24 protein-coding genes are annotated in these 22,639 nt (G+C 71.1%); 11 read left to right on the forward strand and 13 right to left on the reverse strand.

Going from position 1 to position 22,639, the window contains the following annotated elements:
• Positions 1-26 precede the first annotated feature (26 nt).
• A complete protein-coding gene (locus BC793_RS15160) occupies positions 27-926 on the forward strand; it encodes a polysaccharide deacetylase family protein (protein ID WP_239170044.1) in 900 nt (299 codons plus the stop codon).
• A gap of 9 nt (positions 927-935) precedes the next feature.
• Here the strand turns inward: BC793_RS15160 and bfr are convergent, their stop codons facing one another.
• Both bfr and BC793_RS15170 read right to left on the reverse strand, forming a co-directional pair.
• Positions 936-1,418 carry a bacterioferritin gene (bfr, locus tag BC793_RS15165; protein WP_109593165.1) on the reverse strand — a complete coding sequence of 161 codons (483 nt, stop codon included), beginning with the start codon at positions 1,416-1,418 and terminating at the stop codon, positions 936-938.
• Between the two features lie 55 nt (positions 1,419-1,473).
• Positions 1,474-1,662 carry a (2Fe-2S)-binding protein gene (locus tag BC793_RS15170; protein ID WP_109593166.1) on the reverse strand — a complete coding sequence of 63 codons (189 nt, stop codon included), beginning with the start codon at positions 1,660-1,662 and terminating at the stop codon, positions 1,474-1,476.
• 250 nt (positions 1,663-1,912) lie between these two features.
• Here BC793_RS15170 and BC793_RS49585 point away from each other — a divergent pair, with 250 nt between their 5' ends.
• A complete protein-coding gene (locus tag BC793_RS49585) occupies positions 1,913-2,071 on the forward strand; it encodes a hypothetical protein (RefSeq protein WP_158319262.1) in 159 nt (52 codons plus the stop codon).
• A gap of 11 nt (positions 2,072-2,082) precedes the next feature.
• Here BC793_RS49585 and BC793_RS15175 read toward each other — a convergent pair whose 3' ends face one another.
• Positions 2,083-2,271, reverse strand: a complete 189-nt coding sequence (locus BC793_RS15175) for a hypothetical protein (RefSeq protein ID WP_146246288.1) — start codon at positions 2,269-2,271, stop codon at positions 2,083-2,085.
• A gap of 259 nt (positions 2,272-2,530) precedes the next feature.
• Between BC793_RS15175 and BC793_RS15180 the strand changes: the two genes are divergently transcribed.
• Positions 2,531-2,848, forward strand: coding sequence for a DUF3311 domain-containing protein (locus BC793_RS15180; protein ID WP_109593168.1), 318 nt, complete (start codon positions 2,531-2,533; stop codon positions 2,846-2,848).
• Positions 2,845-4,557: a sodium:solute symporter family protein gene (locus BC793_RS15185; RefSeq protein ID WP_373871221.1), complete on the forward strand. Its 1,713-nt coding sequence runs from the start codon at positions 2,845-2,847 to the stop codon at positions 4,555-4,557. The genes BC793_RS15180 and BC793_RS15185 overlap by 4 nt, the downstream gene beginning before the upstream one ends.
• On the opposite strand, the gene BC793_RS15190 is transcribed toward BC793_RS15185, so the two are convergent.
• The 8 genes from BC793_RS15190 to BC793_RS15225 all read right to left on the reverse strand — a co-directional run bounded on the left by BC793_RS15190 (position 4,505) and on the right by BC793_RS15225 (position 13,959).
• Positions 4,505-5,059: a hypothetical protein gene (locus BC793_RS15190; protein WP_109593170.1), complete on the reverse strand. Its 555-nt coding sequence runs from the start codon at positions 5,057-5,059 to the stop codon at positions 4,505-4,507. The two genes, BC793_RS15185 and BC793_RS15190, sit on opposite strands and share 53 nt — an antisense overlap.
• A gap of 64 nt (positions 5,060-5,123) precedes the next feature.
• Positions 5,124-5,717, reverse strand: a complete 594-nt coding sequence (locus tag BC793_RS15195; protein ID WP_109593171.1) for a DUF3558 domain-containing protein — start codon at positions 5,715-5,717, stop codon at positions 5,124-5,126.
• A 79-nt stretch (positions 5,718-5,796) separates the two neighbouring features.
• Positions 5,797-8,538 carry an ATP-binding protein gene (locus tag BC793_RS15200; RefSeq protein WP_146246289.1) on the reverse strand — a complete coding sequence of 914 codons (2,742 nt, stop codon included), beginning with the start codon at positions 8,536-8,538 and terminating at the stop codon, positions 5,797-5,799.
• A 123-nt stretch (positions 8,539-8,661) separates the two neighbouring features.
• Positions 8,662-8,955: a hypothetical protein gene (locus tag BC793_RS15205; protein WP_109593173.1), complete on the reverse strand. Its 294-nt coding sequence runs from the start codon at positions 8,953-8,955 to the stop codon at positions 8,662-8,664.
• A gap of 11 nt (positions 8,956-8,966) precedes the next feature.
• On the reverse strand, positions 8,967-10,649 hold the full coding sequence (locus BC793_RS15210; protein WP_146246290.1) for a PPC domain-containing protein: 1,683 nt from the start codon (positions 10,647-10,649) through the stop codon (positions 8,967-8,969).
• Between the two features lie 480 nt (positions 10,650-11,129).
• Positions 11,130-12,152, reverse strand: coding sequence for an enoyl-CoA hydratase/isomerase family protein (locus BC793_RS15215; RefSeq protein ID WP_109593480.1), 1,023 nt, complete (start codon positions 12,150-12,152; stop codon positions 11,130-11,132).
• Positions 12,153-12,358: 206 nt separating this feature from the next.
• Positions 12,359-12,868 carry a SigE family RNA polymerase sigma factor gene (locus BC793_RS15220; RefSeq protein ID WP_109593175.1) on the reverse strand — a complete coding sequence of 170 codons (510 nt, stop codon included), beginning with the start codon at positions 12,866-12,868 and terminating at the stop codon, positions 12,359-12,361.
• Positions 12,865-13,959 carry a hypothetical protein gene (locus BC793_RS15225; protein ID WP_109593176.1) on the reverse strand — a complete coding sequence of 365 codons (1,095 nt, stop codon included), beginning with the start codon at positions 13,957-13,959 and terminating at the stop codon, positions 12,865-12,867. Before BC793_RS15225 ends, BC793_RS15220 begins: the two co-directional genes overlap by 4 nt.
• Positions 13,960-14,125: 166 nt before the next feature.
• Here BC793_RS15225 and BC793_RS15230 point away from each other — a divergent pair, with 166 nt between their 5' ends.
• The 6 genes from BC793_RS15230 (at position 14,126) to BC793_RS15255 (ending at position 20,887) form a co-directional block, all read left to right on the forward strand.
• Entirely contained in the window at positions 14,126-15,676 is a 1,551-nt protein-coding gene (locus BC793_RS15230; protein ID WP_158319263.1) for a GGDEF domain-containing protein, read from the forward strand.
• Positions 15,677-15,799: 123 nt separating this feature from the next.
• Entirely contained in the window at positions 15,800-17,005 is a 1,206-nt protein-coding gene (gene hppD / locus BC793_RS15235) for a 4-hydroxyphenylpyruvate dioxygenase (protein ID WP_109593178.1), read from the forward strand.
• A 16-nt stretch (positions 17,006-17,021) separates the two neighbouring features.
• Positions 17,022-18,218 carry a homogentisate 1,2-dioxygenase gene (locus BC793_RS15240; RefSeq protein WP_109593179.1) on the forward strand — a complete coding sequence of 399 codons (1,197 nt, stop codon included), beginning with the start codon at positions 17,022-17,024 and terminating at the stop codon, positions 18,216-18,218.
• The gene (locus BC793_RS15245; RefSeq protein WP_109593180.1) at positions 18,215-18,970 is read left to right on the forward strand and encodes a hypothetical protein; all 756 of its coding nucleotides are present in this window, start codon (positions 18,215-18,217) and stop codon (positions 18,968-18,970) included. The genes BC793_RS15240 and BC793_RS15245 overlap by 4 nt, the downstream gene beginning before the upstream one ends.
• Positions 18,967-20,163, forward strand: a complete 1,197-nt coding sequence (gene fahA / locus BC793_RS15250; RefSeq protein ID WP_109593181.1) for a fumarylacetoacetase — start codon at positions 18,967-18,969, stop codon at positions 20,161-20,163. The genes BC793_RS15245 and fahA overlap by 4 nt, the downstream gene beginning before the upstream one ends.
• Before the next feature lie 136 nt (positions 20,164-20,299).
• A complete protein-coding gene (locus BC793_RS15255) occupies positions 20,300-20,887 on the forward strand; it encodes a DUF3455 domain-containing protein (protein ID WP_109593182.1) in 588 nt (195 codons plus the stop codon).
• 46 nt (positions 20,888-20,933) lie between these two features.
• On the opposite strand, the gene BC793_RS15260 is transcribed toward BC793_RS15255, so the two are convergent.
• The gene (locus BC793_RS15260; protein ID WP_109593183.1) at positions 20,934-21,464 is read right to left on the reverse strand and encodes a snapalysin family zinc-dependent metalloprotease; all 531 of its coding nucleotides are present in this window, start codon (positions 21,462-21,464) and stop codon (positions 20,934-20,936) included.
• A gap of 118 nt (positions 21,465-21,582) precedes the next feature.
• On the opposite strand from BC793_RS15260, the gene BC793_RS15265 reads away from it, so the two are divergent.
• Complete coding sequence (locus tag BC793_RS15265; RefSeq protein ID WP_109593184.1) at positions 21,583-22,296, forward strand: hypothetical protein; 714 nt, start codon at positions 21,583-21,585, stop codon at positions 22,294-22,296.
• 117 nt (positions 22,297-22,413) lie between these two features.
• On the opposite strand, the gene BC793_RS15270 is transcribed toward BC793_RS15265, so the two are convergent.
• A complete protein-coding gene (locus BC793_RS15270) occupies positions 22,414-22,638 on the reverse strand; it encodes a cold shock domain-containing protein (RefSeq protein WP_203896215.1) in 225 nt (74 codons plus the stop codon).
• Position 22,639: the final 1 nt, after the last annotated feature.

Raw genomic sequence — 22,639 nt, forward strand, 5'->3', positions numbered from 1 at the left:
GGCACGGCTTTGCCATCCTCGCGGGCATGGTTGTCGATCGGCGGGCGCTCGCCCTCATGGTGGTGCTGGTGCTGGCCGGATGCGGCGAGCCCGCGCCGAGGACCGGGCCGGCGCCGGTGACGTCGCCGATCGTCGAGGCCGCCCCGGTGGTGAGCGGCGGGGCCGGGCCGGTGGTGAGTAGCGGGCCGGTGGTGAGCAGTGGGCCGGTGGTGAGCAGTGGGCCGGCCGTCCTACCCGGTGCGGCCGGGACCGGGGTGCACCCGCGGGTGGTGCGGCACGGGCCGCGGGACGGCAAACGGGTGGCGCTGACGTTCGACGCGGACATGACCGATGCGATGGCGGCGCGGCTGCGGCGGGGCGAGGTGAAGTCGTACGCGAATCTGCGCCTGCTCGGGATTCTGGAGAAGCGGCGGATTCCGGCGACGTTCTTCGTCACGGGCCAGTGGGCCGAGGAGTATCCCGAGGTCACGCGGCGGATCGTGGGGAACCCGCGGTTCGAGGTGGCCAACCACAGCTACGAGCATGCGGCGTTCACCGGGGACTGCTACGACCTGCCGCGGGTGGGACCGGCCGACATGACCGAGGATGTGGCGAAGACGTTCCGGGCGCTGGAGCCGTTCGGCGGGCGGCAGACCCGGTACTTCCGGTTCCCGGGTCTGTGTCACGACCGGGCGGCGTTGCAGGCGCTGGCACCGCTCGGGGTCACCGTGGTCGACGGGGACGTGGTGAGCGGCGATCCGTTCGCCCGCGGGCCGGATCCGGTGGTGAACGCGGTGTTGTCGCAGGTGAAGCCGGGCTCGGTGGTGATCATGCACGTGACCGAGGCGAACGCGCGGTACACCGACGACGCGCTGCCGGCCATCCTCGCCGGGCTCCGGCGCCGTGGCCTGGAACCCGTCACACTGTCGGAACTGCTGGCCGGCTAGCGCGTCACCTCACCCGGCTTCCGGGTGCTCCGTGACGTTCTGGAGGTAGAGCGCCTCACCGAGCTTCTCGATCAGGGCGAGCTGGGTCTCCAGGTAGTCGACGTGGTGCTCCTCGTCGGCGAGGATGTCCTCGAAGATCCGGGCGGACGTGACGTCACCGATGGAGCGCATGTGCTCCAGGCCGCGGCGCAGGCGGTCGACCGCTTCGACCTCGATCTTCATGTCGCATTCGAACTGTTCCTTCACCGTCTCGCCGATCCGCAGCACGGACAGCTTCTGGTAGTTGGGCAGTCCTTCGAGGAAGAGGATGCGGTCGGTGAGGACCTCGGCGTGCCGCATCTCGTCGATGGATTCGTGCCTGGTGTGCTTCGCCAGCACGGTGTAACCCCAGTTCTCCTGCATCTTGGCGTGCAGGAAGTACTGGTTGATCGCGGTCAGTTCCGCGGTGAGCTGGTCGTTGAGAAACTCGATGACACGGGCGTCGCCTTGCATGCCAATTACCCCCAGTTATGGCCAAACTGGGGTTGAGCGTAACGGACCGGTGACGCTATGCGACTTTGGATAGGCGCGTGTCGGTGGTCTCCTCTTCGATCAGGTCGCAGATCCGGTCGAGGCAGCTGCCGCAGCCCGTCCCCGCACCGCAGGCGTCGCCCACGGCTTCCTCGGTGCGCACGCCGGTGCGGACGAGGGCGCGGACCTCACGTTCGCGGACGTGGTGGCATATACAGACGTACATCGAACGCGGATCCTTTTGTTTTGCTTAGCCTTACCTTCGTTAGGCTGCCCTAAAAGCCCTGGTCACGCAAGCCCCACCGGCGGAGAGGTCAAGATCACCCGTCGTGCGGGGCGGATCGCTGAATTCCACTGTGCGGGCACTGTGCTTCGACTAGGAATGACGTAAGGGAGTGGCGGGATTCGTTGACGGTTTCCGTCCGGCTTTCCTGCGGTCTTCTCAACGAAATTCCGGCTCTTTCTCGGAGAGTTCCATGTCGCTTGCCGTCCGCTCGGGCATCCAATTGCTCGGCCTCCGTCTGCCGATGCCCCGATGGCTGGCCGAAGAAGCCCCTGAGCTGCGGGAAGACTTCGAGTACGAGTACGACGACCTGGACGAGGACGACCCGGAGGAGCATTTCCCGCGCCCGTGAATCGCGGTGGGTCAGCGATCCCCGAACAATTCCAGGGAAACCGGGGCGCTCGTCGACGGATCGGCTCCGGTGCCGGCTTCCGCGTCCCGGATGCGGGACAGTGTGAGCCCGGCGGCGACGGCCAGGATCACCATGACCAGCAGTGCCGCGAGGAACCAGGTGCGGCCCTTCGCTGATGGTGGTTCGTACTGTTCCGACACCTTTTCCTCCCCCGTGGGCACCCTCCGCGGCACTGTAGGGCCACCATGATCATGAGGTGCTGGGCGGCGGCCAGGCGTGGCACGAAGCCGGTACGGGTTCGGGTCGGCCAAAAGGACGATTCCGGCAATCGGGCAGCGAAGTTTTCCATTGATCAGCCGAACGGATGAGAAGGCATCATCCGAAAGTTGGATGATCGTGATGTGTGTCACCTGCAAACATTGCGGCCGGTGGACGCATGATCACCCTCCGGAGGCTGCCATGGCGGACAGGCGATACGGAACTGGTTCTCCCGACTGGCACTACCCCGTGCAGAGCCCACCCCAGGCCCGGCCGGTGCAGCCCCGGCACGCCGCGCCACCCCGTCAGTTCCGCACGCTGCGGGGCTTCTTCCGCCGGCCGGACGCGCACCGGCGCAACTGGCTGCTGCTGATCCCGATCCTCGTACCGCTGTCGCCGTTCCTCTACAACCGGGTCGAGCCGACGCTGATCGGGCTGCCGTTCTTCTACTGGAGCCAGCTCGCCTTCGCGTTCCTGGCCAGCCTGGTCATCGCGTACGTGCACACCAGGGCGCGATGATGGGTGATCAGAAGGTTCAACTGATCGTCTTCACGCTGATCTTCGGGGTCGTCGCCATCATGGGCTTCGCGGCGTCCCGCTGGCGGCGCCCCAACGACATCCACAGCCTCGAGGAATGGGGGCTGGGCGGCCGGGCGTTCGGCAACTGGGTGACGTTCTTCCTGCTCAGTGGGGACGTCTACACGGCGTACACCTTCGTCGCCGTGCCCACCCTGGTGTACGGCGTCGGTGCCGCCGGATTCTTCCCGGTGCCGTTCCTGGTGATCGTCTACCCGATGCTGTTCGTGGTCCTCGCCCGTTTCTGGTCGGTCTGCCATGTGCACGGGTTCGTCACGCCGGCCGAATTCGTCCGCGCCCGGTTCGGCTCCAAGGGACTGGGCACCGGGATCGCCGTGCTCGGCATCGTCGCGACCATGCCGTACATCGCCCTGCAATTGATCGGCATCGAGGCGGTCTTCGAGGTGATGGGCCTGCCCAAGGGCTGGCCGTTGACCATCGCCTTCCTGGTGCTGGCGCTCTACACGTTCAACTCGGGGCTGCGCGGCCCGGCGCTCGTCTCGATCGTCAAGGACACGCTGGTCCTGTGGTCGGTGCTGTCCGTCATCATGATCGTGTCGATGATGCCGGGCGGCTGGGACCCGGTGTTCCGGCTGGCCGACGCGAAGTACGCCGCCACGGCCCGCCTCGACGACGGTCTGCTGCTCGCCCCGGAGAGCCAGCTCAACTACGTCACCCTGGCCCTCGGCTCGGCGCTCGCGCTCTTCCTCTACCCGCACACCCTCACCGGCGTGCTGGCCTCCCGCAACCGCGGGACGCTGCGACGGAATCTCGCCGTGCTGCCGCTCTACACCCTCACCCTCGGTGTGCTCATGCTGGTCGGGTTCGCGGCGATCTACAGCAGCACCTCGGCTGTGGGCGGGAACGCCAACACCGTCGTACCGCAATGGTTCAACGAGAACGCGCCCGCCTGGACGGCCGGCATGGTCTTCGCCGCCATCGGCGTCGGCGCCATGGTGCCGGCGGCGATCATGTCGATCGCCGCGGCGAATCTCTTCACCCGCGACATCTACCGGGTCTATCTGCGGCCGAACGCCAGCGCCAAGGAGGAGACGTACGTCAGCAAGACCGTCTCGCTGACCGTCAAGTTCGGCGCGCTGCTCGTGATCCTGCTGCTCAACACCCAGTTCGCCATCGACCTCCAGCTCATCGGCGGCGTGGTGATCATGCAGACGCTGCCGGCGGTGGCCCTCGGGCTCTACACGAACTGGTTCCACCGGTCGGCGCTGGCGTGCGGCATCGGGGCCGGGCTGCTCGTCGGGATCGTCATGCTGTGGCAGGTGCCGAAACTCGGCGGCGCCGACGGGCAGACCGTGGTGCGCGAGCACTTCGGCGGGTCGGCGTGGCCGCTGGAGACCATCGGCATCGACAGTGACGCCAGCATCTACGTCGGGATCGTGGCGCTCGCGGTCAACCTGATCGTCACGTTCGCGCTGACCCCGGTGTTCCGCAACTCCGGCGTGCCGGAGGGACGCGACGAGACCCATGACCACGACTACGTCGCCGACGAGGGCGACCCGACGATCCGCCGGATGACCGAGATCATCGACGGCGAGAAGGCGCCCGCACCGGTGTCCGCGCCGACGCTCGGCGCCCGGTTCACGCCCCTCGGGCAGCGGCGGCCGACGACGGGCCCACGTCCTCGATCGTGAGCTCGTAGTCGTAGCCGCAGGCCAGCGGGAAGTCCCAGCTCTGGAACCAGAGCAGCCGGTTGGCCTCCAGGTCGAGCACCTCGATGCCGAGGACGGCCGGGCCGCCGGCGTCGGGACTGCCGGCCTCCGGAGTGCTGATCCACGAGCGGTGACTGTCGGCGCCGTCGAACGTGCTCGACGAGAAGATCAGCGGGCCACGTACGAACGCGGCGTAGTCGGCGTAGTCGGCCTTCTCGCCGGACACCAGCAGGGCCGTCATGCCGTGCACGCCGGTGTAGGTGGCCTTGATGTCGGCGTGGCCCTCCGCGCAGAGGGTGTCCGCGTCGGCACTGCGCCGCTGGGTGGCGGTCCAGGTCACCTCGCCGGGCCCGGCAGCGCGGGGGAGGACCGCCTGCGCCGGTGCCGGGAGGAGCAGCGCGAGCAGCAGGCTCGCCGACACGGTGACTGAGGTGCGCATGGTCGCCTCCCGCGGGTGGTCGGTGGTGGTGTTCCAGACCACCATGCGGCCGCGATCCGGGGGCGGGATCAGCCGAAACCTGGCTGTTCGGCTGATCCCGGCCCGGTGTTCAGATCCGCGGGATCAGGGCCTTCGCGACCGACTTGGCGTCGGCCAGGTTCTGGGCGTCGGAGGCGCCGCGCGAGTAGACGTCGATCTGGACGGTGCCGTGCAGGACGTACAGGTGACCGGAATGGGTGTAGGCGTCGTGGCCCACCCCGTCGACCCACTCGGCCTCGTTGATCGTGATGTCGAAGTCCTCGGCGGTGGTGCGGCTCAGGAAGACGGCGAGCTGGCCGCCGGACTGCTGCCACTGGCAGTAGCGCGTCGCGTCACCGGCGGCGCCGCCGTCCTCGTCGATCTGGGTGATCTCGCGGTCGGTCAGATCGACGACCTCGGCCTCGGACAGCAGCGTGCACGGGTCCGGGAGGTCGCCGGCGTCCTTGACCGACGCCTTACCGGGGGCCTTCTCCTCCGCCGGGGCGGCCTTGCCGGTCGCCTTGACGTCACCCGTCGGGCCGGCTTCGCCCGTCGGCGTGGCTTTGCTCGTCGGCGTGGTGGAACCGATGTCGGAGACGCCGGCGGCGGCGCTGCCGAGCGCGCCGCATCCGCCGGTGAACGCGACGGCTACGACGGCGGTCAGGGCGACGAGGCGGTGCTTCATGGGTTTCTCCTGGTGAAGAAGTGAGGCGGTTGCCGTTGCCGGGAACGATCCGCCCACCCGCCAAAGAAACCCCAAAGACTCACTCCAGCAGGGCGTTCACCACCTCCGAAAGGGTCAGCGCGTCAGCCTCCCGGTAGATGGCGGCGCGTTCGGCCGTACCCAGTTCCGATCGTGCGGCCGCCTCGGCCGACTCCTTGTCGGCTACCTCGTCGGGGGTGAAGCCGGGTGCGCCGAGCGCGGCGCGTTCCCGTTCGGCGAGGGCCAGCAGGCGCAGGCCGCCGGCCGCGTCCCCGGCGATGATGTCCAACTGTGCGAGACCCTCGACGGCGTCGAGTTGACCCTCCGTGATGCCCAGGTCGGTGTAGATGGTGAGCGCGGCGAGCATCGCCTCCCGGGCCGTGGCGTGCCGCCCGCGCCGCCGGTCGGTGGTCGACAGGTTCGACAGCGCGGCCGCCTCCCCGCGCCGGTCGCCGAGCGCGCGGAAACCGCCGAGCGCCCGCGTGAACAGCGGCTCGGCCTCGTCGAGGCGGCCCATGCAGCGCAGCGTCCCGCCGGTGTTGTTGGACGCGGCGGCGATCATCCGCTGGTCGCCGGTCTCCTCGGCGGCCCGGATCGCCGCCTGCCCGAACTCCAGGGACGCCGGATAGTGCGCCTGCGCCTGCGCGGTGATCAGCAGGTTGTTGAGAGCGGCCAGCACCCCCACCCGGTCGTCGGCCGCACGGAACGTGGCCAGACACTGCTCACCGAGCGTGCGCGCCTGCGCGAGGTCACCGGAGTTGCGGGCCAGCGCGGCGGCCGCCCGCAGCGCCCGGCCACGGAGCGACGGTGCCGCCGACGGCGCGGCGTCCAGCGCGCGGCCGAGCCACTCCCGGCCCTCGATCATGCGCCCGGCGATCCACCAATACCACCACATTCCGGATGCGACGGTCAGGCCGCGTTCCGGGTCCCCGTCCCGCAGCGACCAGTCGATCACCGCCACGATCGTGTCGTGATCAGCGGCGATGCCGCTCAGCCAGGCGGTGTGCCGCGGCCCGTCCGACGGCGGCGGCACCGCGAGGCGACTCTCCCACAGATCGACGAGCCTCTGGTACGCGTGAACGCGCTCGTCACCGGTGAGACGTTCCCGCGCGTACGCCCGGATGGTCTCGATGAGCCGGTAGCGCCCGTCGCGCCACTCGACCATCGAACGGTCGACGAGCTGGGTCAGCGGGTCGAGGGGATCCTCGCCGTAGACGGCCTCGGCGGCGGCCGGGTCGAAGCCGCCGGCGAATACCCCGAGCAGGCGTAACAGGTCCTGCTGGGTGGGGTCGAGCAGGTCGTACCCCCAGTCGATCGCCGCCCGCATGGTCTGGTGCCGCGCCACCGGCGACCGGCCGGTCAGCAGGTCGAGCCGCCGGTCCAGCCGCGACATGATCTCGGCGAGCGGCAGCGCCCGCAGCCGGGCCGCGGCCAGCTCGATCGCCAGCGGCAGGCCGTCCAGCCGCCGGACCAGCTCCGCGGCGACCGCCTGCTCGGCCGGTGTGAGCCCGGCACCACCACGCGCGGCCGCGACCCGATCGGCGAGCAGCCGCACCGCATCCGCCTGCGGATCGGTCACCCCGGGTGACGGTGTGGTCAGGCCGCCCAGGGGGAAGACGACCTCGCCCGGCAGCCCGAGCTGCTCGCGGCTGGTCGCCACCATCCGAAGGCCGGGGCAGGCCGCAAGCAGGATGTGCGCCAGTTCGGCCGCTTCCACCCGGAGGTGCTCGCAGTTGTCCAGGATCATCAGCACACGCCCGCCCGCCGGCCGGGTCTCCGCCGCGGCCGTCCCCGTCGTGACGGTCGCCGTCACGGGACCCAACATCCGGCCGCTGATCTGGGCGATCACCGTGTCCAGGATGGAGATGCCGGGTTCCTCGCGGATTCCGGCGGCCGCGGCGACCCGGACCGCGAGCGGCCCGTCACGGTGCTCGGCGAGTTCGACGACGTGCACCGCGTCGTACTCGACCGCGACCTCCCGGGCCACCTCCAGACTGATCCGGGTCTTCCCGGCACCACCCGGCCCGACCACGGTCAGTAACCGCGCCTCCCCGAGGAGGCCGAGGAGCCGGTCGATCTCCGCGCGGCGCCCGATGAACCGGTTACGCTGCGCCGGCAGACCCGGCGCGGGCCGGTCCAGCGTCGGATCCTGGCGCCGCACGGCCGCCGCGAGCGCCTCCAGCTCGCCACCCGGCCGGGCACCGAGATCGTCGAGAGCCTGCACGGTACGCCCGAACGCGCCCAGCGCCTCCCCGGCACGACCCGACCGGTACAGGGCCAGCATGAGCAGCCGGGCCAGGCTCTCATCGGTGGGTTGCGCGGCGGCCCACCCGGCCAGCTCGGTGGCCGCCTCGACGTGCCGCCCCTGGTCGAGGGCCTGTCGAGCCCACCGCAGCCGGGCGGTCAGCCGTCTCTCGTTCAGCCGGGCCGCGTCCGCCGCCACGGACGGTCCCGCGGCCACTGCCGCATAGGCGTCCCCACGCCACAGCCCCAGATCGCCGTCGTCCTCGAATTCGGCGGCGTCGAAGCCGGCCCCGTCCAGATCGAGCCGATAGCCGCCCGGCGCCGTCCGGATCCGATCACCGACCACCTTGCGCAGCGCCGACACGTGCATCTGGAGGGTCGCGCCGGCCGTCGACGGCGCCCCGTCCGGCCACAGTTCGCCGAGCAGCCGTTCCACGGTGACCGGCCGCCCGCGGGCCGCCAGCAGAACGGCGAGAAGCGCACGCGGTTTGGGCGGCAGGGCCGGTTCGCCGGTGTCGGTGAGCACCCGTACCGGCCCCAGAACCTCGAACCGCAGCATCCGCCCGATGTTACGGGCCCCGGACCCCTCCACCGGGTCGCCCGGAAGTGTGGCGCGTCGACGGCCCCGTGGATCGCCGGTGCCGATCCACGGCCGCCGCGCGGAGGGATCAGAGCGGAGGGATCAGAGCAGGGTCACCGGATAGAGCTCGGTCCGGGCGATCGCAGCGTCCCGGTCGGCGGCGAGCGTGGCGCGGCGTGGATCGGCCAGGAATCCGTCGTAACCGGCCTGTCCGGCGAAGGCGATCAGCTGGGTCTCGTCCGGAGCACCCTCCGGGGCGCCCGGCAGAGTACGGGCCCGCTGGAGCACGTGACCGCCATGCTCGGCGAGCAGCGCCAGAACGGTGTCCTCGTAGGCGGCCATCGCGTCGGCCGCGCCCGGCCGGGCCCACAACAGCACGCACAGTCGGATCGTCACACCGCAGAACCCTAATGCTCCTTGATCTGTACGGTCACCGACCCCGCATGATCGTGATCGGGGTCGACCTCCAGCAGGTAGGTCCCGGACGCCGGCGGGGTGAACGTGATGGTCTCCCCGTCGGGGTCAGCGGCGGAGACGTAACTGCGCAGACCGACGTTGCCGGCGCCGTCCGGGGCGAGCAGGTCGAGGGCGGCACCCACCTCAGGGAGCTGGTCGGCGTGGACGACCACGTCGAGCCACTGGCCGGCGGTCACGTCGAAGCGGACGAACGCCCGGCCGCCCGGCTCGGGTGTCCGGGCGAGCACCGCCGGCCCGCCCACCTCGGCGGCGACCGTGGACGATCCGACCACCCGCACGGCGAACCGCCCGGTGGACAGGCCGTCCGGCTCGATCTGGACGGTGTGCGGGCCGGCCGACCGGGTGGTGAACGAGGTGTCCGTGAAGTCGTGGCGTACCCCGGCGCCCAGCGCCCCCGAGGCGATGGTCGTGCCGTGCGGCGAACGTACCGTGACGTCCGTGAGCCGCTCATCGGGTTCGAGGGCCTTGGTGGTGATCAGCGCGGTGAGCCGCTCGCCGGCCGCGGCCGGGACGGTGACGAAGCCGGGCCGGCCCGGCCGGTCGATGTCGAGTTCGACCGCGGGGCCCCCGACCCGGGCGGTCGCGGTGGCGGCTTCAAGGACGGCGACGTCCACCTTCCCCTTCGCCAACGGATCGGCATCCAGCCTGACCAGGTGCCGGCCGGTCCGGTGCACGGGGAAGCCGAGGACCGTCAGGTCAGTCTGTTCCTCGGAGCCGCTGCCGATCGTCCGGCCGTCGGATCCCTCGACGGTGAGCTGCACCGCATAGGTGTTCAGCAGGCCGGCGCCGCGGGCCACCACGAACAGCCGCCGCCCCTCGATCGCCGGGAAGGTCGCGGTGAGCTGCCGGCCGGGCCGGTCGAACGTCAGCGGCAGGTCCGGACCGTTCACGGTGATCGACTCGGGTTCGGCCGGCGACGTCAGGTAGACGGTCACCGTGCCGACGGCGTCGCCGGAGGCGGACATCTCCAGGGCGTATGTCCCGGTCGCCGGGGCCACGATATCCAGCTCCGGTGCGACGGAGCTGAGGCCGGGATCGTAGATCGTGCCCAGTTCCCGGCCGCCCGGCTCGTGGACGGCCAGCCGGACGTCCTGTTCGGGTGATGCGTCGTCGCTGCGCGCGACGACGGTGAACGGTTTCCCGGCGATCGCCGGGAAGGTGACGAAGACACGCTCGCCCGGCTTGCTGATCGACAGGGTGAGCGGCGGTCCGTCCATCGTCGTGGTCTTGCGGGTGGTGCCGACCAGCTGGAGAGTGCCGGTGCCGCCGGCCGGGTCCACCACCTCGGCGATGTAGACGTCGTCGGCCGGCGCGTCGACCCGGGCGAGGGAGACGGGTTCCCACCAGGCCGAGCGGGTGATCTCGGCGCCGTCCGCTGTGCGGATCACCACTTGGGGCGTGCTGTCGGCGGGCAGTGTTCCGCGGCGCAGCACGACGGTCAGGCGGTCACCGTCGGTCGCCTCGAACGTGGCGCGGTTCGCGCTGATCGGCTCCGCGTTCAGGATGAGGCGCTTGTCTTCGTACTCCCGCAGGGGACTCGACGCCGCGCCGGACAGCGTGACGACGACCATCGCACCGGTGAATGCCGCCGCAAGGCGGCGGAGAATCCGCACCTCAGAAACGCTAGGCGGTTTTCCGCCGGTCTGTGGACGTTTCGGCACGCTCGTCACTGCGGCTGAGGGTCAGACCCCGGCGGTACGGTTCGCGGGCCGCCGGGGAGAACGGCGGTCGATCGAGAACGGGGACGGCCCACGCGACAGCGGCGACAGCCAGCCGGGTTCTTCCGGCTGGTTCTGGCCGCTGTCTCCGGGGCCGTGAGACACCGGTGACAGCCAGCCGGGTCTTTCCGGCTGGTTCTGGCCGCTCTTTCGAGGGCCGTGAGACAGCGGTCAGGACCAGCCGGACAAGAGCGGTGCCCAACGGTAAGTGGGCGCTCCCGTTCATCACCGTGTCGGGGGTGCTCAGCAGCGCCTCGATTCATGCGCCAGCTGAGGTCGGTCCTCCCTTCTACGGGGAGGTGCGGTCGGTGGCGGACAGGGCCGGCCGCCGGAGGTGCGGGATCGGTCGCCGTGGGTGCCGTGGCCGGGTGTCCCTCAGCGTGGGGTGAAGCAGGCGTCGACCACCGCGGGGGACACCTCAGCGAGGGTGGAGGGCTGCCAGCGGGGCCGACGGTCCTTGTCGATGATCTGGGCGCGGATCCCCTCGGCGAGATCGGGTAGCCGCAGCAGCGCCGCCGACAGGCGGTACTCCTGGTCGAGAGCCTGCCGGAGGTCCGGCATGCCGGCCGCGGACCGCAGCGACCGCAGGGTCACGACCAGCGACGTCGGCGATTTGGTGGTGATCTCCTTGGCCGCCGCCTGTGCCCCGGGCGCCGGGGAGGACGCGAGGCGGCCGACGATCGCGGTGACGTCGTCGCCCGCGTAGCAGTCGTCGATCCACGCACGGGCGCCGGCGAGGTCGCCCGGTGGGGGAGAGGCGGCGAACGCGGCCACCACCTCGGCGGCATCGCCGGTCTCCAGGGCGGCTGCCAACTCGTCGAGGCGTGCGGACGGGACGAACACGTCGGCGAGACCGGCGGCCACGGCGTCGGCGGCGCCGATCGTGCCGCCGGTCAGTGCGAGATGTGTGCCGAGTTCGCCGGGGGCGCGGGCGAGGAGCCACGATCCGCCCACATCGGGGTGGAAGCCGATGCCCACCTCGGGCATCGCCAGCCGGGAGCGTTCGGTGACGACCCGCAGCGACGCGTGCGCGGAGACGCCGATGCCGCCGCCCATGACCAGGCCGTCCATGAACGCGACGACCGGTTTCGGATACTCGGCGAGTTCGGCGTTGAGCCGGTACTCGTCGGCCCAGAAGTCCAGCGATCCGGTGCCGCCGGAGACGGCGTCGGCGTGCATGGCCCGCAGGTCGCCTCCGGCGCACAGGCCACGCGGCCCGGCGCCGCTGATCAGCACGGCCCGCACCCGGTCCGTTTCCGACCAGCCGGCGAGCGTACGCCGCAGGATGCCGACCATCTCGGCGGTGAGGGCGTTGATCGCCGCCGGCCGGTTGAGGATGAGCCGGCCGAGCCCGCCGGTCACCTCGGCGCGGACGGGCGGATCGCTCGATGCGGACATGCCCTCGATCTTCCACCGACATCGCTCACGTACCGGGACCGGGGTGACCCCGGTCGGTCCCACGATCGTCGCCGGACGTCCCGGGCCGTCGGGCGGTGCAGGCTCGCTGCCGAACGTCCCGGACCGTAGGGCAAGTGCGTCGGGTGGTATCGGTCATGGACGGCGGGCGGGATGAACAGGGCCCGTGGCCGGTGTCCGGGGAGGGCTCAGACCACGGTGTGGGTGAATGCGTCGGTCAGCGGCCCGCCGGAGCGGCGCAGTGTCGCGAGGGCCCGGCTGGCGCGGCTCTTCACCGTTCCGGCGGAGCAGTCGAGCTGGGCGGCGATCTCCTGTTCGGAGAGACCCGCCCAGTAGCGCAGCACCAGCACTACCCGCTGGCCGGCCGGCAATTCGCGCAGGGCGGCCAGGACCACCTCGGTGGTGTCCCGGACGTCGAAGGCGTCGACCTCGGTGGCCCGGTCCGGTGGTGCGGCGGCGGGTAGCTCGCGACGCCACAACCGGCGTCCGGCGCGCCACGCGGCTCGTACCATGACCTGTCTGGTGTAGCCCTCCGGATCGCCGTCCGGATGCAACCGCTGCCAGGCGCGGTGGGTTTTGACCAGCGCCTCCTGGGCGAGGTCCTCGCCGTGGCCGCGGTCGCCGGTGAGCAGGGTGCCGTAGCGGACGAGCGCCGGGTAGCGGGCGCCGACGAACACGGCGAATCCGTCGTCGGTCACCGTGCACCGATCCCGAAGATCGTCATCAGTTCGGTGATCGTGGCGTCGTCGAGGCGGACCCGTCCGCCGTGTGAGGAGACCGCCTCCTGGCAGGCGCCGAGCGAGATCACCACCCGGAAGACGGTCGGGTCCGACGGCTCGTAGGACTGCGTCTGCGCGTCGGGCAGGAACGTGATCTGGGCCGTCTGCTGTGAAGCGTTGGCGCAGGCGTCCGCATTCTCCACCACGTCGGTCTGGGCGCGCAGGACCTGGAGGAGCCGGGTGATCGAGGCGTCGCCGGTCAGTTCCCCGACCACGCCGGGTCCTGAGAAGGTCGCGTGGGGTCCGGAGAAGGTCGCGACGGACCCGGAGAAGTAGGCCCGGGCAGCGGTCTCGGGCAGGGTGAGGACACCTGCGCTGATCGGGGCGGTCCGCGTCGGCCTGATCAACTGCCGGTAGGCCTGGTTGTCGGCGAACAGGCGGTACGTGACGAGGGACCACGGCATCACCATCACGCTGCGATACTGCACCTGGTTCGTCCGCGGGTGCCGGTCGCGGGTGCTCGGGCCGAGCCAGGCCGGTTCGCCGCCGGGCAGGGTGATCGTCGCCGGTGGGGCGTCGGTCATCCGGACGGTACCGTCGTCGTCCCGCTCGCGGGTGCCCGTCCGGTCGACGGTGCGGTCGCCGGACCCGAACACCTCCACGCCGACCAGGCAGTCGCCGGCCTCGGCGTTGACGACGACCACGACGTCCTCTCCGGCGGCCGGGTCGCACTGCGCCTTCCGGGGGCCGTCGAGGGCCTGCCAATCCTCGGGGATCTGCATCTCCAGGGTTCCGGCGACCATCCTGCCGTCCACGATCCGGGGTACCGGCGGGGTGCCGGCGACCCGGCCGGCTGTCCTCAGCGGTGCGGTCCGCTCCGCGTCCGCCCTGTTCAGCACCAGACCACCGGCGGTGATCGCGCCGACGGCCAGCACCGCCGCCGTCATCCCCGCCGTGGCCCGCCGCCGCGCCGTGCGCTCACGTCGCAGGATCGATCCCACCGGGTCCGCGTCCCGTGGTTCGAGCGGGCCGACCGCGTCGTCGAGCAACTGTCCGAGCCGTTCTGTCATGTCCGCTCCGTTCGGGTCCTTCGTCACCCTCCCAAAGACATCGACCGCCGGAATGGTTCCACAGCATCGGGTGGGCGCGGGCGGTTCGCGTACTTCGACGATCAGTGACCGGTATGGTTGCGGCGGCGGAAAGAGATCGCCGCTCGCGGCGGACTGTGAGGACAGGGTGCCTGACCGCGACCCGATGAGCGCCGGCCACGAGGCGGCGATCGAGCACGCCTATCTGCTCATCGAGGCTGCCCAGGGGCACAACGACGCGGCCGCGGTGGAGCGGGCCGAGCATGAGGCGCGGGCCTGTGGCTGGGAGGACGTGCGCCTTCTCCTGCACATGGCCCGGTCGCTGGCCTGCCTCGAGGACGGGGTCGACGACACCGAGCACGTCAACGCGATGCTCGACACGGCTCTGCTGCTGGGTGATCCGGACCTGCTCGCGCTGTCGGTGGCCCTCAAGGCGCTGCGCTGTGCCGCCCGGCGCCGGCTCGCGACGACCGGGGAGTCGGCGGCCGCGCTGCTGGTGGAGGCGGTGGTGCTGCTCGACGAGGCGGACGGCGACGGCCTGTTGGTGCACCGGGCCAACGCGCTGATCGAGGTCGCCTGTGTCGCCCACGAGCTGGGGTTCTGGGAGCTGGCGCAGGAGTATTACGAGCTCACCGGGCAGGCGCTCGCCGTGCCGGAGACCCGCTGGGCCGCGACGATCCGCCGGCAGGCGCGGGTGGTGTCGATCAACTCCTTCGACCTGGCGCTGGACTGGGCGAGTTGCCTGGCCGCGATCGGCCAGTGGGAGGGGGCGGCCGCCCGGGCCCGCACCGCGCTGGCGATCGGCGACCCGACCGATCCGGGGTGGCCACCGGGCTGGGTGGTGGAGGTGCACGGCATGCAGCACCTGCTGGCCGCGATCGCCGGGGATCCCGCCATGCCGGCGGAGGGCCGGGTCGCGGCGCTGGGCGGGGCGTTCACCGCGGCCCGCGAGGGGGACGCCGAAGCCGCGGCGCGACTGGCCGGGCAGGCCGGCGACGACGTCGGCATCCCGCTGCCGAACGGCACGAAGCTGCTGCGCCTGTCGCTCGCCGCGAAGCGGCCGGGAACCAACCCCGAGGCCATCCGGTACGGCGACGAACTGGCCGTACTGCGCTGGAACGACCGGCTGGACCGGATGTCCGGCATGCGCGACGCGATCGCCGTGGAGCGCCGCCGCCGCGACCACGAGCAGTTGCGCCGCGACCTGGTGGTGGACGAGCTGACCGGCCTGGCGAACCGTCGCGGCTACCAGGCCTATCTCTCGGGGCTGGGGGAGCGGACCGGGCCGGAGGAGAGGCCCGACGAGCAGGCGTACGCCGTCATGATGATCGACGTCGACCATTTCAAAGCGGTCAACGACGGGTTCGGCCATGACGTGGGTGACCTCGTGCTGGCCCGGCTGGGGCAGATCCTGGCGCTGCACGTGCGCCCGGTGGACCTGGCGGCCCGGATGGGCGGTGACGAGTTCGTGGTCATCCTGGCCGACGTGCACACCGGGATCCCGACGTCCCGGGCGCAGCAGATCCTGGAGGCGGTCCGCACACATCCGTGGGACGACATGGCCGCGGGGCTGAACGTGTCGGTGAGCATCGGCGTGCATCACGGCAGCCGGCGCGAGCTGCCCGCGCTGTTGACCGACGCGGACCGCAGCCTCTATCACGCCAAGCACGACGGACGCGGCCGGGTCTGGGCAGACTGACCAGCGAACAGGGCCGAAGACCTGCTGTTCTGAGCAATCTGTCCGGCGGAAAGTGAACTTGTTGTGCAGTGACCGGCGTCTCGTAAAGCTGGGGGCATCGCAAGGCCGCCGAAGGGAGCGCCGATGTCCGTCAACGACACGCTGACCAGCGAGGAACGTCTCGCGGAGCTTGATCTCGACACTCTCAAGCAGCTGGTGGGGCTGGTCGAGTACGACTCCGCCGGTGACCCGTTCCCGGTGACCGGGTGGGACGCGATCGTGTGGGCGGTCGGCAACGCCACCCAGACCGCGCACTTCTTCCAGTCCGCCTTCGGGATGGAGCTGATCGCCTACTCCGGACCGGAGACCGGCAACCGCGACCACATGTCGTACGTGCTGAAGAGCGGCGCCATCCGGTTCGTGATCAACGGTGGCGTCGACCCGGACAGCCCGGTGATCGCCCACCACGCCGTGCACGGTGACGGCATCACCGACATCGCTCTGACCGTCCCGGACGTGGACAAGTGCATCGAGCACGCCCGCGCCCAGGGCGCCACCGTCCTCGAGGAGCCGCACGACGTCTCCGACGAGCACGGCACGGTCCGGATCGCCGCCATCGCCGCCTACGGGGACACCCGGCACACGCTCGTCAACCGGGTGCACTACTCCGGCCCGTACCTCCCGGGTTATGTCGCCCGGACCTCGGCGCACCGCAAGCGGCCCGGCGCGCCGAAGCGGATCTTCCAGGCTCTGGACCACATCGTCGGCAACGTCGAGCTGGGCGCCATGGACCAGTGGGTGGACTTCTACAACCGGGTCATGGGCTTCACGAACATGGCCGAGTTCATCGGTGACGACATCGCCACCGACTATTCGGCGCTGATGAGCAAGGTCGTGGCGTCCGGCAACCACCGGGTCAAGTTCCCGCTGAACGAGCCGGCGCTGGGCAAGAAGAAGTCGCAGATCGACGAGTACCTGGAGTTCTACCGCGGGCCGGGCGCCCAGCATCTGGCGCTGGCCACCAACGACATCCTGCGGGCCGTGGACGCGCTGGTCGAGGAGGGCGTGGAGTTCCTGGCGACGCCGGACTCGTACTACTCCGACCCCGAGCTGCGCGCACGGATCGGTGAGGTGCGGGTGCCGATCGAGGAGTTGCAGAAGCGCGGCATCCTGGTGGACCGGGACGAGGACGGCTATCTGCTCCAGATCTTCACCAAGCCGACCGGTGACCGGCCTACCGTGTTCTTCGAGCTGATCGAACGGCACGGGTCGCTCGGGTTCGGCAAGGGCAACTTCAAGGCGCTGTTCGAGGCGATCGAGCGCGAGCAGGCCAAGCGCGGCAACTTCTGATCGCGGGAGGGCGACGATGGCTCATTACCAGAAGGCGGGCCACGTCCCGCCCAAACGGCACACCCAGCACCGCGACCCCGACGGCCGGCTGTATTACGAGGAGCTGATGGGGGAGGAGGGCTTCTCCTCCGACTCGTCGCTGCTCTATCACCGGCACGTGCCGTCGGCGGTCGTCGGCGCCCGCATCTGGCAGCTGCCCGACCAGTCGACCGAGGCGAACCAGCCGCTGCTGCCCCGGCACCTGCGCCTGCACGAACTCTTCGACGGCGAGGAGTGGAAGTCGTGCGACGCGGTCCGGGACCGGCGGCTGGTCCTCGGCAACGCCGACGTGCGGATCGGGTACGCGGTGGCCGGCACCGCCTCCCCGCTGTACCGCAACGCCACCGGTGACGAGTGCGTCTACGTCGAGGCCGGGACTGGCACCGTCGAGACGGTCTTCGGTGATCTGGTCGTCGGGCCGGGCGACTACGTCCTCCTGCCCCGGGCCACCACCCATCGGTGGGTGCCGTCGGGGGACGTGCCGCTGCGGCTCTACACGATCGAGGCGAACAGCCACATCGCCCCGCCGAAGCGTTACCTGTCCCGGTACGGGCAGTTCCTCGAACACGCGCCCTATTGCGAGCGCGATCTGCGTACCCCCGATGCCCCTCAGGTCGTCGAGGGGGAGAACGTCGAGGTCTACATCAAGCATCGGGGCGACGGGCCGGCCGGGCTCGCCGGGACCGTGCACGTGCTGCCGCACCACCCGTTCGACGTGGTCGGCTGGGACGGGTGCCTGTACCCCTATGTCTTCAACATCGCCGACTTCGAGCCGATCACCGGCCGTATCCACCAGCCGCCGCCGGTGCACCAGGTCTTCGAGGGCACCAACTTCGTGATCTGCAACTTCGTGCCGCGCAAGGTCGACTACCACCCGCTGGCCGTGCCGGTGCCGTATTACCACTCCAACGTCGACAGCGACGAGGTCATGTTCTACGTGGGCGGTGACTACGAGGCCCGCAAGGGTTCCGGGATCAACGTCGGCTCGGTGTCGCTGCATCCCGGCGGGCACTCGCACGGGCCGCAGCCGGGGGCCGTCGAGGGCAGCCTCGGGGCGGAACGGTTCGACGAGCTGGCCGTCATGGTCGACACGTTCCGGCCGCTCGGGCTCGGCGAGGCCGGACGGCTCTGCGACGATGGCGTCTACGCCTGGACCTGGGCACGGAACTCGTGAGCGCCCTGTTCGCGGGGCTCTTCGACGACGCGGCGATCTTCCCGCCCGGGAACCTGCCGATGCCCGAGGCCGTTTCCGCCCACCGGGCCCGGCAGGGCTCGCCGCTGGTCGGGCCGTTCGTCTGCTCACTCGCGCGGTTCGGTGAACTGGCCGGGGCGGCGGCGGGCGGGCCGGCCGTCACGGTGTCGCTGGTGCTGCCCGGGCCGGTCGGCGAGCTGCCCGCGGCCGAGGGGCTCGAGGTGGTCGCGGTGGAGGGGCCCGGGCTCACCGCGGGCGGAACGCTCACCACGTACACCGAGATCCCCTGTGGCGAGGTCACCGCGGCGCGCGTCGCGGCCCTGCGCGAGGCCGGCCTGCGTCTCAAGATCAGGACCGGTGGGGTACGCGCGGACGCGTTCCCCAGCGAGGCCGAGCTGGCCGGCGCGATCTGGGCCGCAGTGCGCGGCGGCCTCGCGTTCAAACTGACCGCCGGCCTGCACGACCCGATCCGCCACCGCGACCCGGTGACCGGTTTCGAACACCACGGCTTCCTGAACGTCCTGCTCGCCACGGCGCGTGCCCTCCAGGGTTACGAGATCGAGCGCGCGCTGGCCGACCAGGACGGCAGGCGGGTCGCGGCCGCGGTCGCCGGTATCGACGAGGTGCTGGCCAAGGCGGTCCGGCACCACTTCATCAGTTTCGGCACGTGCAGTGTCAGCGAGCCCGTCGACGGCCTGCGACGCTACGGACTCATCTCGGAGGCAACGCTGTGACCTGGCTCGACATCCCGGCCGGCCACCCGTTCGGCGTCGCCGCCCTGCCCTACGGCGTGTTCAGCACCCCCGCCGACCCGCACCCGCGGACCGGTGTCGCGATCGGTGACCTGGTCATCGACCTGCCGGCCACCGTGCGCCGCCTGGCTCCGTCGCTGGCCGGCGCGGTCGCCGGACCGTCGCTCGACGCGCTGCTCGCCGCCGGGCCGCGCACCTGGGCCGAGCTGCGCGGACTGCTGACCACCTGGGTCACCGACGAGGTGCACCGCGAGTACCTGGTGCTCCACGACGACGCGATCATGCGTATGCCGTTCACGGTCGCCGACTACGTCGACTTCTACGCCTCCGAGGAGCACGCCACCAACCTGGGCCGGATGTTCCGCCCCGACCAGGCGCCGCTCACCCCGAACTGGAAGCACCTGCCGATCGGTTACCACGGTCGCGCCGGGACGGTCGTCGTCTCCGGCACCGAGATCGTCCGGCCGTCCGGCCAGCGCCGCACTCCGGACGGGGAGATCACCTTCGGCCCGTCGCGGCGGCTCGACATCGAGGCGGAGCTCGGCTACGTCGTCGGGACCGGATCCACCCTCGGCGAGCCGGTCGAACTCGGCGCCTTCGACGAGCACGTGTTCGGGGTGTGCCTGGTCAACGACTGGTCCGCCCGCGACATCCAGGCCTGGGAGTACGTTCCGCTGGGCCCGTTCCTCGGCAAGAGCTTCGCCACCTCGATCTCCCCGTGGATCCTGCCGCTGGCCGCGCTGGAGCACGCCCGGGTCGCCCCGCCGGAGCGGACCGTGCCGCTGCTGCCCTATCTCGACGACGAGAAGGCACAGCCGTGGGGCTTCGACATCCGCCTGGAGGTCAGGCTCAACGGGCACGTCGTGTCGCAGCCGTCGTTCGCCGGCATGTACTGGACCGGCGCGCAGATGCTCGCCCACATGACCGCCAACGGCGCCTCGCTGCGCACCGGCGACCTGTTCGCGTCCGGCACGATCAGCGGCGGCTCACCCGGTTGTCTCATCGAACTGTCGTGGAACGGCACCAAGCCGCTGCGCCTGCCGGACGGCTCGGAACGGACCTTCCTCGACGACGGGGACGAGGTCGTGATCAGCGCGATCGCACCGGGGCCGGAGGGTTCGGTGATCGGCCTCGGTGCGGTGGCCGGCCGGGTCCGTTCACCCCTTGCGGAGTAAAAAACCGGAAATTCCATGTTGATCTCGAACTGTCTGCGGCCGGGGTCCGTGTCCTGTCCCGACGGTGGACGGCTCCGCCCATCGTCACGACATGACGGTGGGCTGCTCCGCCCACCCGAGCAGGCAGGGGAAAGTCATGCTCACCAACCGTTCCCGGATCCGTGCCGTCGCGGCGGTCGGCCTCGCCGCCGCGTTCGGCGCCGTCACCACGGCCGGCCCGGCATCCGCAGGCGTGCACAGCGACAGCCCGACGACGAACGCGCGCCCGGTCGCCGTGCCGCTGATCCCGAAGGACATCAAGCCGCCGGCCGGGTCCAAGATGGTCGGCGCGTACATCGTCGTCAGCGGCACCCAGACCTACACCTGTGTGGTGCCGGCGGGTGCGGCGGCCGGCGCGTTCACCGGCTCCTCGGTGCCGGAGGCGCAGCTCCTCGGCACCGGCGGGCGGATCCACCACTTCGGCGGCCCGAGCTGGCAGTCGGTGCGCGACGGCTCGCTGGTCACCGCGTCCCGGGCGGCCTCGTCGACGGTCGAGGGTGCCATCCCGGAGCTGCTGCTCAAGGTCGAGACGCACACCGGCAAGGGCGTGCTGAGCCGGGCGGACTTCATCAACCGGCTGCGGACCTCCGGCGGGGTCGCCCCGGCCGGCAGCTGCACCGCCGGGCAGAAGGCGTCCGTTCCGTACGGCTCGATCTATGTCTTCTGGGACGCTCCGGCGGTCTAGGTTTCCGGTGCGGCCCGGCGGCGTCGCGCCGCCGGGCCGTTGCGCCCTACTGCCAGACATAGACCTTCGACGGTACGGCCACCGCGGCGCTCGCGAACCTGTTGTTCACGGTGCGTGCCTCGGTGGCGTTCGGGTTCGGGTTGGTGCAGTTCACCGGCGCGCTGCTGCCGGACATCAGGTCGGCGCACAGCCCGGTCCGCCGGTCCGGGAGGCCGAGCAGGTGACCGAACTCGTGGGCCGCGATGCGGGGCGGGTGATACCCCTGGTTGACGGCCTGGCGGCCCATGTACCAGGAGCCGTTGCCGAGTGAGCTGGTGTAGGCGCGCGGCCAGCCGTTGTCCGCGTAGACCCGGATGTTCGGGGTGCGGCCGGCGGTCACCGGGAGCAGGCGCACGTTGGTGACGCTGTTGTTCCAGATCTGGGCGCCCTGGTCGACGACGGCCTTGAACTCCTGCGCCTGGCTCGCGTCGTAGTACAGGATGCGGGGCGCCGCGGTGGCGGGGGCGGCGGTGACCGCCTGGACTCCGCCGAGGGCGAGGACGGCGAAGACGGCCGCCGCGATCTTGCGGATCAGCATGGCTTCCTCCGGGGAACGGGGGTAGGGACCCTCCCTTTCTATAGAAAAACTTCGATGAATACGGCATATCGGTTCGGCCCTCTGCCGCGCATGATGCCTGTCTCTGGTAGGAAAGGGCGTGCCCGAACGCGAGGTCGACGTGCTCACCGTGCGCTGGTATGAGCGCGCCGCCGGCTCCCCCGACGTCGTCACCCGCTGGCTGGCGGCCGCCCGGGAACACCTGCCGGAGGCGATGCCCCGCCGGTTCGGCGACGTGGAGCCCTTGCGCGGACGTCTCGACCGCGACGGCGAGGATGGCGTCCGGCGCGCTCACGAGCGGGCCGGCACGCTCTTCTTCCTGGCCGGCACCCCACCGGTGTACTCGTGCTCGCTGTCGGCCGGCAAGCCCGGACACTTCGGCCCGACCGTCGCGCACAGCCTGACCGCGGTGCTGGCGCCGGACGACGAGCGGGTGCGACGGTTCGCGCTGGCCCTGACCCATCCGCAGACGGTGTTCGTGTCCGCGTCGGTGGACGCGCAGACCCTCGATCGCGGTGAGCTGTGGGGCGGCCCGGACCGTCAGCCGTTCCTCGCCCCGCTCGGCGACTGGCTCGGATTACCGCCGCGGCCGCCGGTCTGGTGCTGGATCGGCCCCGCCTACACCCGGCTTGTCCGCCGCCGTGTCGAGGGCGCGGAGATCGCGGGCGGGCTGCTGTGGACCGGTGGCCCGTGGGTGGGCGAACGGCTGTGGGCACGCCTGTCCGAGGTGGATCCGGCCCGCCGTCATGCCGTCCGGATGCCGGGCGGGCTGCGCCGTAACCTGCTGCGCATGCTGCTCAGTGCGCGCCGGTGACCGTGGGCCCTGATGGGCGGGCTCGCCGCCCTCTCCGCGCTGCCGGCGTGCTTCGCGCTCTGCCGGCTGCCGGCGGACTCCTCGCGCTCTGCCCGCTGCCGGCGGACTCGTCGCGCTCTACTCGCCGTCCGCGGGCCGGAAGCGGAACGCCCGGAAGGCGTAGCCGTCCTGGCCGGCGGCCTCGAACTCGAGCTCGACCTTCTGGCCGGCGGTGAACGTCGCATAGCCGCGGACCGTGGCGTTGCTGCGGTGCGCCCAGCATCCGCCCGGCGTCTCGGTCGAGTCGAGGACACCCCAGCCCTCGTCGTCGTGCCACTCGCGGACGAACGCGGTGATCACCATC

It is taken from the genome of Actinoplanes xinjiangensis (genome assembly GCF_003148685.1).
Taxonomy (GTDB): domain Bacteria; phylum Actinomycetota; class Actinomycetes; order Mycobacteriales; family Micromonosporaceae; genus Actinoplanes; species Actinoplanes xinjiangensis.

Excerpts from the sequence above, each read along its gene's own strand:
- BC793_RS15185 (WP_373871221.1), top strand. The coding sequence starts at position 2,845 with ATGATGGGTGATCAGAAGGTTCAACTGATCGTCTTCACGCTGATCTTC.
- BC793_RS15200 (WP_146246289.1), bottom strand. The coding sequence starts at position 8,538 with ATGCTGCGGTTCGAGGTTCTGGGGCCGGTACGGGTGCTCACCGACACC.
- BC793_RS15190 (WP_109593170.1), bottom strand. The coding sequence starts at position 5,059 with ATGGTGGTCTGGAACACCACCACCGACCACCCGCGGGAGGCGACCATG.
- BC793_RS15180 (WP_109593168.1), top strand. The coding sequence starts at position 2,531 with ATGGCGGACAGGCGATACGGAACTGGTTCTCCCGACTGGCACTACCCC.
- BC793_RS15215 (WP_109593480.1), bottom strand. The coding sequence starts at position 12,152 with ATGTCCGCATCGAGCGATCCGCCCGTCCGCGCCGAGGTGACCGGCGGG.
- BC793_RS49585 (WP_158319262.1), top strand. The coding sequence starts at position 1,913 with ATGTCGCTTGCCGTCCGCTCGGGCATCCAATTGCTCGGCCTCCGTCTG.
- BC793_RS15270 (WP_203896215.1), bottom strand. The coding sequence starts at position 22,638 with ATGGTGATCACCGCGTTCGTCCGCGAGTGGCACGACGACGAGGGCTGG.
- BC793_RS15225 (WP_109593176.1), bottom strand. The coding sequence starts at position 13,959 with ATGACAGAACGGCTCGGACAGTTGCTCGACGACGCGGTCGGCCCGCTC.
- BC793_RS15160 (WP_239170044.1), top strand. The coding sequence starts at position 27 with ATGGTTGTCGATCGGCGGGCGCTCGCCCTCATGGTGGTGCTGGTGCTG.
- hppD (WP_109593178.1), top strand. The coding sequence starts at position 15,800 with ATGTCCGTCAACGACACGCTGACCAGCGAGGAACGTCTCGCGGAGCTT.
- BC793_RS15195 (WP_109593171.1), bottom strand. The coding sequence starts at position 5,717 with ATGAAGCACCGCCTCGTCGCCCTGACCGCCGTCGTAGCCGTCGCGTTC.
- BC793_RS15170 (WP_109593166.1), bottom strand. The coding sequence starts at position 1,662 with ATGTACGTCTGTATATGCCACCACGTCCGCGAACGTGAGGTCCGCGCC.
- BC793_RS15240 (WP_109593179.1), top strand. The coding sequence starts at position 17,022 with ATGGCTCATTACCAGAAGGCGGGCCACGTCCCGCCCAAACGGCACACC.
- bfr (WP_109593165.1), bottom strand. The coding sequence starts at position 1,418 with ATGCAAGGCGACGCCCGTGTCATCGAGTTTCTCAACGACCAGCTCACC.
- BC793_RS15255 (WP_109593182.1), top strand. The coding sequence starts at position 20,300 with ATGCTCACCAACCGTTCCCGGATCCGTGCCGTCGCGGCGGTCGGCCTC.
- BC793_RS15260 (WP_109593183.1), bottom strand. The coding sequence starts at position 21,464 with ATGCTGATCCGCAAGATCGCGGCGGCCGTCTTCGCCGTCCTCGCCCTC.